This window comes from Carboxydocella sp. JDF658, assembly GCF_002049395.1.
GTDB lineage: Bacteria > Bacillota.
This window is the reverse complement of sequence record NZ_BDLR01000047.1, coordinates 1-14,261: the sequence shown is the minus strand read 5'-3', so window position 1 is coordinate 14,261 and position 14,261 is coordinate 1. Positions and strand designations below refer to the sequence as shown.

The 14,261-nt window shown below is 49.5% G+C and carries 15 protein-coding genes and 1 riboswitch; of the genes, 4 read left to right on the top strand and 11 right to left on the bottom strand.

Annotated features, from left to right (window positions below):
- The 4 genes from JDF658_RS08930 to JDF658_RS08920 form a co-directional block, all read right to left on the bottom strand.
- Positions 1 to 799, bottom strand: a 799-nt coding sequence (locus JDF658_RS08930) for a DMT family transporter (RefSeq protein WP_079907292.1), incomplete at its 3' end; no start/stop codon positions are given.
- A gap of 45 nt (positions 800 to 844) precedes the next feature.
- Positions 845 to 1,042, bottom strand: a complete 198-nt coding sequence (locus tag JDF658_RS14620; RefSeq protein ID WP_200803456.1) for a hypothetical protein — start codon at positions 1,040 to 1,042, stop codon at positions 845 to 847.
- A gap of 295 nt (positions 1,043 to 1,337) precedes the next feature.
- Entirely contained in the window at positions 1,338 to 1,526 is a 189-nt protein-coding gene (locus JDF658_RS14615; RefSeq protein WP_200805663.1) for a hypothetical protein, read from the bottom strand.
- Between the two features lie 103 nt (positions 1,527 to 1,629).
- Positions 1,630 to 2,445 (bottom strand): EamA family transporter, encoded by an 816-nt coding sequence (locus JDF658_RS08920; protein ID WP_079907290.1) that lies wholly within the window; start codon positions 2,443 to 2,445, stop codon positions 1,630 to 1,632.
- 237 nt (positions 2,446 to 2,682) lie between these two features.
- Positions 2,683 to 2,865: riboswitch (cobalamin riboswitch) on the bottom strand.
- 143 nt (positions 2,866 to 3,008) lie between these two features.
- Between JDF658_RS08920 and JDF658_RS08915 the strand changes: the two genes are divergently transcribed.
- Positions 3,009 to 3,374 (top strand): DUF5362 family protein, encoded by a 366-nt coding sequence (locus tag JDF658_RS08915; RefSeq protein ID WP_079907294.1) that lies wholly within the window; start codon positions 3,009 to 3,011, stop codon positions 3,372 to 3,374.
- Positions 3,375 to 3,828: 454 nt separating this feature from the next.
- On the opposite strand, the gene JDF658_RS08910 is transcribed toward JDF658_RS08915, so the two are convergent.
- From JDF658_RS08910 to JDF658_RS08890, 5 genes are all read right to left on the bottom strand, one after another.
- Positions 3,829 to 4,380, bottom strand: coding sequence for an FmdE family protein (locus JDF658_RS08910; protein WP_079907289.1), 552 nt, complete (start codon positions 4,378 to 4,380; stop codon positions 3,829 to 3,831).
- 227 nt (positions 4,381 to 4,607) lie between these two features.
- On the bottom strand, positions 4,608 to 7,292 hold the full coding sequence (fdhF, locus tag JDF658_RS08905) for a formate dehydrogenase subunit alpha (protein WP_079907287.1): 2,685 nt from the start codon (positions 7,290 to 7,292) through the stop codon (positions 4,608 to 4,610).
- A gap of 12 nt (positions 7,293 to 7,304) precedes the next feature.
- Positions 7,305 to 8,951 (bottom strand): NADH-quinone oxidoreductase subunit NuoF, encoded by a 1,647-nt coding sequence (gene nuoF / locus JDF658_RS08900; RefSeq protein WP_079907285.1) that lies wholly within the window; start codon positions 8,949 to 8,951, stop codon positions 7,305 to 7,307.
- Positions 8,948 to 9,433, bottom strand: coding sequence for an NADH-quinone oxidoreductase subunit NuoE (nuoE, locus tag JDF658_RS08895; protein ID WP_242946641.1), 486 nt, complete (start codon positions 9,431 to 9,433; stop codon positions 8,948 to 8,950). Before nuoE ends, nuoF begins: the two co-directional genes overlap by 4 nt.
- A gap of 17 nt (positions 9,434 to 9,450) precedes the next feature.
- On the bottom strand, positions 9,451 to 10,305 hold the full coding sequence (locus tag JDF658_RS08890; protein ID WP_079907281.1) for a formate/nitrite transporter family protein: 855 nt from the start codon (positions 10,303 to 10,305) through the stop codon (positions 9,451 to 9,453).
- Positions 10,306 to 10,495: 190 nt separating this feature from the next.
- Between JDF658_RS08890 and JDF658_RS08885 the strand changes: the two genes are divergently transcribed.
- From JDF658_RS08885 to JDF658_RS08875, 3 genes are all read left to right on the top strand, one after another.
- Complete coding sequence (locus tag JDF658_RS08885; protein ID WP_079907280.1) at positions 10,496 to 11,326, top strand: C39 family peptidase; 831 nt, start codon at positions 10,496 to 10,498, stop codon at positions 11,324 to 11,326.
- Positions 11,327 to 11,419: 93 nt separating this feature from the next.
- Complete coding sequence (locus JDF658_RS08880) at positions 11,420 to 11,938, top strand: hypothetical protein (protein WP_079907278.1); 519 nt, start codon at positions 11,420 to 11,422, stop codon at positions 11,936 to 11,938.
- A gap of 262 nt (positions 11,939 to 12,200) precedes the next feature.
- Positions 12,201 to 12,722 (top strand): hypothetical protein, encoded by a 522-nt coding sequence (locus tag JDF658_RS08875; RefSeq protein ID WP_078664594.1) that lies wholly within the window; start codon positions 12,201 to 12,203, stop codon positions 12,720 to 12,722.
- A gap of 52 nt (positions 12,723 to 12,774) precedes the next feature.
- Here the strand turns inward: JDF658_RS08875 and sigE are convergent, their stop codons facing one another.
- Together sigE and JDF658_RS08865 are read right to left on the bottom strand one after the other, a co-directional pair.
- Entirely contained in the window at positions 12,775 to 13,500 is a 726-nt protein-coding gene (gene sigE / locus JDF658_RS08870) for an RNA polymerase sporulation sigma factor SigE (protein WP_079907277.1), read from the bottom strand.
- 1 nt (position 13,501) lies between these two features.
- Positions 13,502 to 14,261: sigma-E processing peptidase SpoIIGA (locus JDF658_RS08865; protein ID WP_079907276.1), on the bottom strand; the 760-nt coding region annotated here is incomplete at its 5' end.

Below are 14,261 nucleotides of genomic sequence, written 5' to 3'. Positions count from 1 at the left end.
GTTCCCCGAGAAAAAACCGGGATACCAGCAGCACCACCGGCAACTCCACTGCCCCCAGTATTCCCGCCAGTCCCCCGCCAATCACCGGCACTCCATAGGCAAAGCAAACAGTAGGCAGCAAAGCCCCAAACAGGCCCATTAACCCGCCATACAACAACAGGTCCCCCACTTTTCCCCCTCCATCCCCTGTCAGAAACAAACTAAAAAAAATCGATGTAGTTATGGTTGCACCTGTAATAATCCAGGCGCTGCGGGCCCAGGGGGAAACCGAGGTTGCTACCCGTCCGGCGGCAGACAGATAACCAGTATAAGTTAGAGCTGATAAAAAACCCAGCATTACTCCCAGCCAGTGGAATTGCGGGCTGCTCCCGCCCTCAAGCCCGGCCGCCAGCACAGTACCAGGTACTAATAAAAACAGGGCCAACCAGCGACTGGGGCCCGGTTTTTCTCGAGTTAACAACCACTCCAATCCAACCCCTATCCAGGTAAACTGAAAAAGCAGGATGATACCCAGCGAGGCTGGCAACATAGCCAGGGCCCAGTAATAAAAAGCACCGGTTAGACCCGGCAGGGCCCCGGTTAGCAACAATTGTAGGATTTGCCTGCGGTCAGGTTTGCTTTGCCCTCTAGCTGCAATCAAAGCGATCAACCAGAGCAGGATCGCTCCAATCAAATTCTGGGTCATAGTCAGGGGGCCAGTGCCAACACCGCTGGCATAGGCCTGCTTGGCAAAACCGGGCAAGAGGCCATAGCTGGCTCCGCCTAAAAGTGCCAGCAAACTGGCTTGCAATTTAGTCATGTCCGAGCCTCCATTTTTAGTACGGTTTGGAAGTATTAAGAAGCATTATCGGGTAGATTTAATTTTCGTCAAGACACTCATAATTTTCTTAGCGCTCTGTAAAGCTTTTTCTTCCGTTTCACATTCGCTAGCTTTTAACCTCTCAAAGTAAACACCCTCGTGCAATAACATTGTTGTCCTTGCATGTGCCTCAGCTGGTGTTTCTTGATGAACTGTATCTCCATCTATTTCAACAACTAACATTATGCCATCCTTTATTATAACAAAATAAAGTTAATTTCTGGCTGAGATCTAAATAATAAACCATCACAGTTTCTCGATGCGATATTATCTGATCTTACTCTGCCTTGGTTTGTAATATTTTTTCCTGACAGCCAAGCTTTTGCTTTATCACGCCAATTTGAATCATTGGATGCCTGAGGGTATATCAAAACTTTTTCAAAACAATGATTATTATATGGAACTCCAACTGAAAATAACTTTTCATATATTCTTTCCTGGATTTTTTCTTTTTCTTCTACTATTTGAACGTATAAGTTTAACGGTAAATACAGATAGAGAGTATAAAAATAAGTTCCGCCATTCCAATTGTCAAAAAATTTGTCTGTACAACTTCTAAAACCGCATGTGCAAGTATGGCTACTTCTTTAGCTGACCCTTCTAATGCAAATAATTTTGCAACAGTTGCTACCATTGACTCGGAATATTCAATAAAAGGATCACTCAAAATAATCACCTCAACAAAATGAAATAGTCTCCATAACTTTACATTATTATAACACAAAAAAGGGGGGCAGAACCATGTCCTCCCCCTAAATTAATTACACAAATTACACACTTTTTACAGTCTTCTTTCGGTTCCCCTCAATGCTGATTAGCACAACCGCTGCCAGTACCAATACGGCCCCAGTCAGCTTGCTGCTATTCAGCTCCTCACCGGCCCAGAACCAGCCCAGCAATACTGCTACCACCGGATTGACATAGGCATAGGTTGACACCCAGAGGGGATCTGCATTTTTTAACAACCAGATGTAGGCGCTATAACCCACTAGCGAACCAAACAGCACCAGATAACCAAAAGCCAGCCAGGACTGCATCGTAACCTCATTCAGGTCCAACCGGCCCGCCTCTCCCAGCAAAATACTTGCCCCCAGACAGGCCAGCCCTCCGGCCAGCATTTGCATGCCAATGGCAAGCCAGGCCGAATCAGGCCAGTTAGCCTTGCGGGAGTAAATAGAGCCCCAGGCCCAGGAGATCGCCGCCAGCACCACAATTAAGTAATAGCTGTTAATCGCCCCCGAAACACTGGCCAGTGAAGGCGAAATCAGCCAGAGGATCCCAGTGAAACCGAGGATCAAGCCCAGCCATTCCAGGGGCTGCGGCCGTGGCCGTGCCCCCGTGGCCCAGGCTATTAAGGCCATCCAGAGGGGTACAGTAGCGATAATCAAGGCAGCAATACCGGAAGGCACCTGCTGTTCCCCCCACACCACGCCGCCATTACCGCCCAGAAGCAAAAGCGAGCCGACAATCACCGCATATTTCCATTGTTCTACTGTGGGTCTCGGCGCTCCACCTAACCTCGTCCAGCCGTAGAGCATGCTCTTGACACAGGCTTGCCACATCTGAGCGGGCGTGAGCTTATCCATTTTATCACCTCCAGATCGCTTGAGTTAATTATAAAGTATAAAATAATGTCGCGCTTCTAATTTTTTGCTGTCTAATTAGCAAAAAAAGAAAAAGGCGGATCAACTCCGCCCTCTATAATAACATCGCCTGGGTAGACGATAATGGGATAGCAAAAATAAAATCCTCTGCCTTTACAAGCAGAGGACTATTGGCCCACAGAAAAAAGCCTTTACTCCCCCTGCCTGTCCGCGCAGGCTCAGGTCACCAACGGAATGAGCAGGTCTCCTGGCTCAAGATCATCGCTCCCTCAGCCTTCCCGGATTAACCCAGTGGCTAAATTGAGGTCGCTCCCTTTCACAGTGGCGGGACCGCGTCAGATTCGCACTGACTTCCCTTTTCAGTTCCGTTTATACGGAACCACTCATTCCTGCTATGTTTTTTTTATCATAACACAGTTTCAGTGGAAATGCAAGTACTACCAGTCCTGGCCTATATTTTTCTTCCATTTTTGGCGAACTTAAGAGGAATTTGTCAACAAAGGGAGAATATATCTGATTATAAAAAATGTAAATGGGGTGATATTTTGGTTGACAGGGAAATTTTATCTCAACACAGCAGGTGGGTAGGTTTTGTAGGTATAATGACTGTTATTTTCGGCGTTATTTCAGCTATTGCTGGTCTCTTTGCTTTTATCGTAGGTGCAATTCCTGGAATTATTACGATAATACTGGGACTGAAACTGCGCGGTGCAAAAAAATATGCCGACCAGATCATCGCTTCCGGTGGCGATTCCACTCAGTTGAACATGTTGTTTATGAACCTTAATACTTACTTTAAAATTCAAGGAGTATTAATCATTATCAATTTGATTATGATAGCCCTGGCGATTTTCTTCGGAATATTTGCCGGTGTTGCCTCAATGAACATGATGAGCCCCAATTCATTCTAGCAGTAATATAAAAATCAATCGAGTAGAAAGGGGTGATTAACCCCCGTCCTCTCACACCACCGTATGTACCGTTCGGTATACGGCGGTTCACCAAGCTTGACGAATGCGATGATAACGTTCAGTTAAACTCTTCAAGCCCTGACTATGCCAGTAGGCATTGTTCAGGGCGTTATTTAATTGTCGAGACATACGCCAGTAGCCTTTACGGGCATTAGCCATTATACATTATATGGACTACTCGCTCCGGTAGGCCCAGGGTTCGTGTTCGGCCCTTCACCAGTTTGACGTCAATACTGCTTCAGATTCCACCTCACGGAGGACACCCTGTCTTAAGCTACGGCTACTGCTACCTTCGCCGTTCGGGATTTTCACCCTATAGACAACGTCCATGCCGGGCGCACAAAAATTAGGGAGGGCAAATTTTTGCCTTCTCCCTGTCATGTACTATACAAATTTACCAGCCACGATTATACTCCCCGGCACAGGGAATGCAGACAAACTGACCATCTTTTACCCTGAGTCGGGCTTCCATCACTGATTCCCCGCACTCCGCACAGGTCCAGGACTTATAGATTCGGGCCCGCTCCGGAAATTCCAGTGGAATTTTTTGCACAGTACAAAAATCATCTTCCTGTAGCTCCAGTATAAACCGGATTCTTCCCTCCCGGTCAAGCCCCAGCTTTTCCAGTTCCTGTCGCCAGCCGACGCTCTTTACCACTATTCTGATTGCTTCCCTGTTTTTCCTATTCCCTATAGTATAAACCTGTTTGCCATAATCCCGGTAAAGCAAATTTCCTTTACCTAGCGTACAGCCCGTTAATACCTGAATAGCATCCACCCCACAGGCATCATTTTCCACAATCGCTACCAGCTCCTCATCCTGAGCTCGCTCTACCCCCAGCTCTTTAAGGGCGATTTGCGCTACCCGGTAGCCCACTGCCAGACCAGGACATTCATGGCCGTGAAACTCTACACATCTTTCCCAGGGCGTTCTCGTTCTTTCCATAACAGCTTCCCTCCATTCTGTAGAAAAATTATATACCTGTAGCTAAAATTTAGCAATAAGATGGATAGGTGGGCAGGTTTTGTCGGCATTATGTCCATTATTTTCGGCACCATTTCGGCCAGCGGCGGTCTCTTTGCCTTTGCTGTGAGTGCGATTAAAAAAATACGCCGACCAGATTATAGCTTCCGGTGGCGATCAGACTCAGATGAACCTGTTGTTTATGAGCCTTACAATTTCCTTATCTTCACCGCACTGATTTTCAACTCCGGAATCTTGCAGACCGGATCAAAAGCTGCATTGGTCAGGACATTGGTTGGCGTCTCCTGATAGTGGAAAGTGAGAAATACCATGCCCGGTGGCACCAGATCGGTTACCTGCACCCGGGTTTCCACCCTACCGCGCCGGGAAGTCACTTCCACCCGGTCTCCATCCTTGATGCCAAAACGGTCTGCATCCTGTGGATGAATCTGCATCAGCTCCTCAGGCCGGATCAGATCCAGCCGGGTACGCCGGGTCATGGAACCGGTATGGAACTGGTAGAGATTGCGGCCGGTATTGAGCAGAAGCGGATACTCAGCATCGGGTTCCTCTGCGGCCGGAATATGCTCAACGGCATGGAAGCGGCCTTTGCCGCGGGCGAATTTTTCCGCATGCAAGTAAGGAGTGCCGGGATGGCCGGGAGTAGGACAGGGCCACTGGATGCCGCCTTCCTCCAGGCGGGCATAGGTGATACCGCCATAGAGGGGATTGACCAGGGCGATTTCCTCCATAATCTGCTCCGGGCCCCTGGGATAATGCCAGTCATGGCCCAGCCGCCGGGCCAGCTCCAGGATAATCTGCCAGTCCGGCCGGGCTTCCCCGGGAGGATTAATGGCCTGGTGCACCCGCTGGATGCGCCGTTCGGTATTGGTAAAGGTCCCTTCCTTTTCGGCGAAGGTGACGGCAGGCAAAACCACATGAGCCAGCCGGGCCGTTTCCGTCAGGAAAATATCCTGCACCAGCAAAAACTCCAGGTTTTCCATGGCCTTGCGTACATGGTTGACATCAGGGTCAGCCAGCATGGGGTTCTCACCCATGATATACATGGCTGCAATCTCGCCCCTTGCAGCGGCATTCATCATCTCTGTCAGGGTCAGGCCCGGAGTAGACGGCAGCTCAGTGCGCCAGATGGTTTCAAACTTCTGCCGGTTTTCCTCCGCTTCCACCAGCTGGTAACCGGGATAGTAGTTGGGCAGGGCTCCCATGTCGCAGGCACCCTGAACATTGTTTTGCCCCCGCAAGGGATAAACCCCGGTGCCGGGCCGGCCCACATTGCCGGTGAGGATGGCCAGGTTGGCGACAGCCAGTACATTCTGGGTACCGGAAGTATGCTGGGTGATGCCCATGGCATAGATGATGCAGGCCCGTTCCGCCTGGCCATAAAGGCGGGCAGCAGCCCTGATTTGTTCCGCCGGCACGCCGGTGATTTTCTCTACCCGTTCCAGCGGATATTCCTCCACTTTGCGCCGGAATACCTCAAAGCCTTCACTGCGCTCAGCTACAAAGGCCTGATCCCAGAGGTTTTCCTGCAATATTACATGCGCCAGGCCGTTAAGCAGGGCGATATCCGTACCGGGCCGGTGTCTGAGCCAGAGGTCAGCATAGCGGACCAGCTCGATGCGCCGCGGGTCGGCCACAATCAATTTGGCCCCCCGCTTCACTGCCTGCTTGATGCGGTAACCGGTAACGGGATGGGCCTCAGTGGTGTTGGCCCCGATCAAAAGCATAACCTGGGTTTCCAGTAAGTCATGTATGGAGTTGGTCATAGCGCCACTGCCAAATGCTGTTGCCAGACCGGCAACGGTAGAGCTGTGTCAAAGGCGGGCGCAATGATCAATATGGTTGGTTTTTAGCACTGCCCGCATCAGTTTCTGGAAAAGGTAATTTTCCTCATTGGTACATTTAGCTGAAGCCAGCCCGGCGATGGCCTGGCCGCCCCGCCGCTGCAAAATGTCCCGCAATCGGCTGGCAGCATAGTCCAGGGCTTCCTCCCAGCTTACCGGTACCAGTTCCCCGTTTTTGCGCAGCAAAGGCCGCGTCAGGCGGTCTGGTGAGTGGACATAATCCCAGCCAAACTGGCCTTTAGCGCAGAGATGGCCCTGGTTGGGCCCGGCTTTGTCCCCTGTTACTCCCACAATCCGGTTATCCCTGACTTTCAAAAATAACTGGCAACCGACTCCACAATAGGAACAGGTAGTCTTAACTTTGCGGATTTCCCAGTGCCGACCCTGCCAGAGGGAGGATTTTTCCACCAGAGCCGCTACCGGACAGACATTGACACACATGCCACAGGCAGTGCAGGTGGTTTCCTGTAATGGGTCATCATAGGCAGATGTAACCTTGGTCTGAATGCCCCGGCCCATGAAATCATAGACATGGGCACCATTGACCTCAGCGCAGATGGCAACGCATTTGCCGCATTTAATACAGCGACCATAATCGCGGATGAAAAAGGGATTGGTGTCATCAATAGGAAAGACCTGTTTTTCCCCGTCCTTATAGGGAGTATCCTCCACCTGATAGCGATAACAGTAATCCTGCAAACGGCAGTCACCATTGCGGGGACAGGTCAGACAGCGCAAATCATGGTTGGCAATGAGCAGACGCAGAATTTCCCGGCGCGCCTCTACTACCCGCTCCGATTCGGTTTGAATTTCCATCCCTTCTTCTACCGGAGTGGCGCAGGCGGCCAGCAGTTTGCGGGCCCCTTTTACTTCCACCACACAAAGGCGGCAACCGCCGAAAATAGGCAACCCCTCTTCATAGCAGAGAGTGGGGATAAAAATGCCATTGTTCTGGGCTGCCTTGAGTATGGTCCATTCTTTCGGTACCGTATATTCCTGGCCATTGATTTTCAGACGTATCTGATTCATGGCTTCACCTCCTTAAGCCTGGGCCTGTAATTTGGCGGCCCGATGCCGCATGCGCACCAGGGGCTTACAGACTCCGGCCGGACAATCCTGCCGGCGCACATGCAGTTCATATTCCTCCCGGAAATAGCGGAGAGTGCTGAGGACGGGATTGGGTGCCGATTGTCCTAGCCCGCAGAGGGAGGAATCGATAATGTTGCGGCTTAAGCTTTCGATCCGCTCCAGATCCCCTTCCTGTCCTTTGCCTTCCACCAGTCGCTGCAGGATTTCCAGCAAACGGGTGGTCCCTTCCCGGCAGGGTGTGCATTTGCCACAGGACTCCATTCTGGTAAAGGAAAGGAAGAAACGGGCCAGTTCCACCATGCAGGTGGTTTCATCCATCACTACCAGACCGCCGGAGCCCATCATCGCCCCGGCCGCCAGTAAAGAATCATAATCAATAGGCAGGTCCAGATGTTCTTCGGTCAGACATCCGCCGGAAGGCCCTCCGATTTGTACGGCTTTGAATTTCTTGCCACCGCGGATGCCACCACCAATATCGAAGATGATTTCCCGCAGGGTAATGCCCATGGGCACCTCCACCAGACCAGTATTGTTAACCTTGCCGGTGAGGGCAAAAACTTTGGTGCCCTTGCTTTTTTCTGTGCCAATGGCAGCATAGCGGGCCGCTCCCTGGTTGATAATCAAGGGGACATTGGCAAATGTCTCCACATTATTGACATTGGTGGGTTTGCCCCAGAGACCGCTCACGGCGGGAAAGGGCGGACGGGGCCGGGGCATACCCCGATTGCCCTGGATGGATTCAATCAGGGCTGTTTCTTCCCCACAAACAAAGGCACCGGCACCCTGTTTGATTTTAATGCGGAAATTGAAACCTTTGCCCAGGATATTTTCCCCCAGATAACCTTTAGCTTCAGCCTGTTGCAGGGCAATCCCCAGACGTTTGACAGCCAGGGGATATTCGGCCCGGATATATATGTACCCCTCGTCAGCCCCAATGGCATAACCGGCAATCAACATGCCTTCAATAACAGCATGAGGGTCCCCTTCACAGATGCTGCGGTCCATAAAGGCCCCTGGGTCTCCTTCATCAGCATTGCAAACCACATATTTTTTGGTGCCAGGAGCATTCCGGGTAATCTCCCACTTGGTTCCGGTAGGAAAACCGCCCCCACCCCGGCCTCTGAGGCCAGAAGCTTTGATTTCGGCAATTACTTCTTCGGGGGCCATAGTAAGAGCTTTAGCCAGAGCCTGGTAACCCCCACTGGCCAGATAATCTTCGATATTTTCCGGATCGATCAGCCCACAGCGGGCCAATACCAATCGTTGCTGCTTCTGGTAAAAAGGTACCTCATGGCGGGTTTTTACCTTCTGCCCCGTTTCCGGTACGGTATAAAGTAACTCTTCAGCCACCCGCCCTGCCTGCAGGGCAGCTGCTAAGTCTGGCGCCTGCTGGGGCTTGACCTGGCAATAGAAAATATCATCGGGTTCGATTAAAACCAGGGGGCCCTGTTCGCAAAAGCCGTGACAGCCCGTGAATTTCAACTGAAACTTATCCGCCAGCCCCCGGGCGATGAGTTCCCGTTTCAGAGCCGCAAACAGCGGCCGGGAACGGGAGGAAACGCATCCCGTTCCGCCACAGATCAAAATGGTTTTCTTCACTGCTCCATTCCCTCCTGTTGCCGGTATTGGGCCAGCACTTCCGTTACTTTTTCCGGAGTCATCTTACCGTGGGTATCATCATTGACAGTGATAACCGGGGCCAGGCCACAGGCCCCAATACAGGCCACTGACTCCAGGGTGAATTGCAAATCCGGCGTGGTTTCTCCCGGTTTAATGCCCAGCTCCTTCTCCAAGGCCGCCAGCACCGCCGGTGCCCCCCGCACATGGCAGGCCGTGCCCATACAAATGCGAATGATATTTTTGCCCCGGGGTTCCAGATGAAACTGAGAGTAAAAGGTCGCTACCCCCAGCACCTTGGCCAGGGACAGGCCCAGCCCTGCCGCTATTTGTTCCAGCACCTCCCGGGGCAAATACCCCACCTGATCCTGAGCTTCCTGCAAAAGGGGGATTAGCCCCCCATCACTGCCCCGGTATTTTTCGATCAGCCTGGAGATGTCTTCCTGTGGGATCGGTATTGCCAAACTCGCTCCCTCCTCGACTATACTCGCTTGTACAGATAAACAAACCAGTAGGCCAGTCCGACAAAAACGGCTCCGCCAATAATATTCCCAATGGTGACCGGAAAAATGTTTTTCCAGAACATCGTTGCCCAGGTCAAGCTGGCCAGGTCCCCCGGGGCCCCGGCCGCCTGCCAGGCAGATTGTACCGCCGGTACATGTTTGACCAGCCAGGCAAAAGGCAGGAAATACATATTGGCGATACTGTGTTCAAAGCCGGAGGCGACAAAGGCGGTAATGGGAAAGATGATGGCCAGCAGTTTGTCGGACAGGGTGCGGCCCGCATAGGTCAACCAGACGGCCAGAACCACCAGCATATTGGCCAGGGTACCCCGGATCACCTGGGTGAGAAAATCATATTTCAGCTTGCCAAAGGCGATTTTCAGGGACTCCACCGCAAAGAAATGGTCCTTCACCGCATATTGCTGGGAATAATATACCAGCAGAGCTACCCCAAAGGCACCGATGAAATTGCCGATATAGACCAGCACCCAGTTGCGCAACAGGTCCCTGAGGGTGATTTTGCGGGTCATATAGGCGATGACCAGGAGGGTATTACCGGTGAACAGCTCCGCTCCCGTGATCACCACCAGAATCAGGCCCAGGGAAAAGGCCAGACCGCCCAGTAACCGGGAAATACTATATCCTGTTTCTGCCTGAAACACCGCCATGGTATAAAATTCCCCGGCCAGAGCGATAAAGGCTCCGGCCAGAATCCCCAGCATCACCGTACTGCGCAGGCTGTTTTTGGCTTTTTTCACCCCGATACTCTCCGCCTTCTCGGTAACCGCATCAGGGGTGAGGATATCCACACTCAATTTGGGATGGTCAGCCATGAACTTCCTCCTCTCGTTCTTTGTTCTCGCTTAGTTTGTCTGATTTTGGTCTGTTGTATTAGTGAAGTAAAGTGTCAGAATATCGGGAAACTAAGCGAAATTTGGCGGAAAGTATTGGTTGATTTTTTTTTTCCTGGTAATCTATAATTTGCTTAGGGCGCCCTGAAAAACAGTGAAAGGGGGATAATATGTGAAAAAAATATTTATCCTTTGTTTATTAGCAATTTTAACATTTGGATTTAGTATGCCTGTTCTTGCTGAATCACAAATCGTTGATGAAACTATGATTAACAATCAGGCAGATTCGTTAACACCTGCCCAAATCGAACAGCTAAATAAAGAAGAAGCCAAAAAGTATCAACAGGTACTTAAATATATTGAACAGCAAGCCAAAAATTTAAAAGCCCAAACCAGCATTACTCCTCAATGGACATATCCAGTTTCAAAAATTTTAAATGTCCCTTATCATAAACAACTTTACAGTACCTGGTGTGGCCCTGCTTCAGCCTTACAGATTATTGATTATAATGGTAAATATAGCAGTGTATCAGGTAGTACTGAATATCAAAAACAGCAAACACTAGCAGATCAAATAGGTACAAATGATAACGGCTCAAACACTGTAAATATAAGAAATGTTCTTAATAACTATCTGAGTTCCATCCACAGCTGGACAGTAAAAAGAATTGACAGTAGTAGTGGTGCTTATGATATCCTTTGGAATATAATAGATAGCAACATCTTTAACGCAAAGCAACCCGTACTGGTATTGGTACAAACAAAATATTTGCCATATTATAACGGCCATGCTTCACAACATTATGTTGTTGTAGATGCTCTGACCAAATATATCGATGATGGCACCGGACAGCCGGTAAAAAGCATTTCAACTGTAAGAATCGTTGATCCCAATCCTAACTCCAGTTATACCGGCTATCATACAGTAACTTTCAATGACCTATATAATGCGGCAAAAGGATATTTTGACAGTGGAAAACAGTATTATAATGTTTCTTATTAATTGCAGATAGAGAAGTTCGTACACACGGCAACTAAAAATCTATTGACGTGTGTAATTCATTTTTTTATATATGAATGAGGAGAGGATAGAACAATGAAAAGATTATTCCTTTTTCTCCTGTTATTAACCATGATTTCCGGTTGCCAGCAAAACCCTCAGTTCACAAAACCTGACAGGGAAATTAACCAGCTCAAATCAGATATAACCTATCTCGAAGAACAGGTCCGGATTTTACAGGATGAATTGAAAAAAGCTAAAGAAAATATTATCACCCTGGCAACTGTTGATATTGATGGCAAAACCCCTCGAGATGTAGTCCTGCAGTATTTGCAAGCAAAAAAACACCAGGACTGGAAAGCTGCGTACGAAGTATATCAGGTGCCGGATGATATGTCGTATACTGAATACAAAAAAGAAATGGTTGAACTTGGTATAAAACTCATCGATTTCCAGGTGGGTTCTTTTGAAGTTCTTTCTGGTGATAATGCCACTGTTTATGTTACTTATACTAATAAGTTTAGCGATGGACGGATTGTCAAAGAAGTGAATGAACCCTGGAGCTGCGTCAGAGTTAACGGCAGATGGATGGTCAGATGGCTACCCCGGCAATAATGTCGTTTCCAGATCTATTTGACAGTGTAATTCCAGGAATCAATGTCAGTTAGAAATGAACATTTCTCAAAATGCATGACGTTTTAGAACATGTTTAGTTCCAACTGTCATTTTCAGTAGAAAGACCAAAAAACAGCCCTCTTTGACGGAGGGCTGTAATATTACCGAATAGCCCGTAAAGGTCTAACCTCAGTCAAATAATTTTAGAAAAAAGCATCATTTAAATAAAATAGAAGTATATGGATGAGGAGAGGATAGAACAATGAAAAGATTATTCCTTTTTCTCCTGTTATTAACCATGATTTCCGGTTGCCAGCAAAACCCTCAGTCCACAAAACCTGACAGGGAAATTAACCAGCTCAAATCAGATATAACCTATCTCGAAGAACAGGTCCGGATTTTACAGGATGAATTGAAAAAAGCCAAAGAAGATATTATCACCCTGGCAACTGTTGATATTGATGGCAAAACCCCTCGAGATGTAGTCCTGCAGTATTTGCAAGCCGCTAAACGTAGAGACTGGAAAGCTATGTACAAAGTTTATCAGGTGCCGGATGATATGTCGTATACTGAATTTAAACAGTCCATGGATAGAGTTAACTATGTAAAATTGCTTGAATTTCAAGTGGGAAATTTTGAAGTTCTTTCAGGTAATCATGCCATTGTTTATGTTACTTATACTGATAAGTTTAGCGATGGACGGATTGTCAAAGAAGTTAATGAACCCTGGAGCTGCGTCAGAGTTAACGGCAGATGGATGGTCAGATGGCTACCCCGGCAATAAAAAACCCTCCCGCCTGAGCAGGAAGGTCATCTCTCATAGATAAATTTCTCTGTCACTCCATCCGGCAAATTTCCCGTTTCATCTTCTTGATAATCTTCTTTTCCAGCCGGGAAATGTAGGACTGGGATATCCCCAGCAGATCAGCCACTTCCTTCTGGGTCATTTCCCGCCCGTTTTCCAGACCAAAACGCAGTTCCATGATTTTGCGCTCCCGTCCGCTGAGCTTCTCCAGGGCCAGCTGCAACAGATGGCGGTCCACCTCATCTTCCAGCTGCTTATAAATACTGTCATTTTCCGTACCCAGCACATCGGAAAGCAATAATTCATTGCCATCCCAGTCCACATTCAGGGGTTCATCAAAGGAAACCTCAATCCGGGTTTTATTGTTGCGGCGCAGATACATCAGGATTTCGTTTTCAATGCAGCGGGAAGCATAGGTAGCCAGCTTGATTTTCTTTTCCGGCACAAAGGTATTGACCGCCTTGATCAAGCCGATATTGCCAATGGACACCAGATCCTCAATTCCGATACCGGTATTTTCAAACTTGCGGGCAATATAGACTACCAGGCGCAAATTGCGTTCAATCAAAATCTCCTTGACGGATTGGTCTCCTGCCTCCAGGCGTTCAATCAAATAGGCTTCTTCTTCAGGGGCTAAAGGCGGCGGCAGAGTTTCGCTGCTGCCAATATAATGGACGGGCCGCAACAAGCCCAGGCGTTTTAACCAGGGTAAAATCCATAAATACAATCTCCATTTCAGTTTGCGCCACCAGCTCACGCTAAATCCCCTCCTCTATTCTCTCTGGTAATAAAGCTTGATAGTGCTCGCCCAGACTCCCTTCATAAATCGCTACCAGCAAACGCTGACTGCGCACCGTCCTGTCTGCGCTTTCTATTTCCACCCAGTCGGGTTTAAAAGCCGGCAAAAGGCCCTGCTGGTGCCCCAGGCCCTGAAAAGGCACCCAGCGCCAGCGGGTTTCCCAGCCGGGCTGGTCCAGGCGCTCAGGCAAAAGCTGCTTGACTGCCTCTTTTTCCACCACCAGCACCGGCCAGCCGCTTAAGGGCTCCACCAGGTGATTGCCGCTATCCAGCCAGCCCTGACAGGCCACCACCTGCTCTCCCACCGCCACTCGTACCAGCCGCTGATAGGCCCGCCGGGCAGCCTGACGCAAGGTGAGCAAAGGCTGGCAAAGGCCCCAGAGCCAGCCCAGCACCGCCATCAGGGGTAAGGCCCAGGCCAGGGCGCTGAATATCGGCCACAAACGGTCTGTAAAGGCTGTCCCCTGCCTTTCTGCCCAGAAAAGCAGGCCCAGTACCCCGCCCCCCAGGGCAAAGGAGACCAGATAAAAATGGATCAGCTGTCCCAGCAACTGCCGCCAGGAAGACCAGGGATACCAGACCACCGTTACCATGAGCAGGGAGAGCCCGAACTTCTCCAGGACTACCAGCCAGGGCGACTGACTGAAGAAGGCATAAGCTAAACTGGCCAGGGCCCCCAGCCCCGCCCCCAGCCAGGCCCGCCAGCGAGCCGGATAGGGG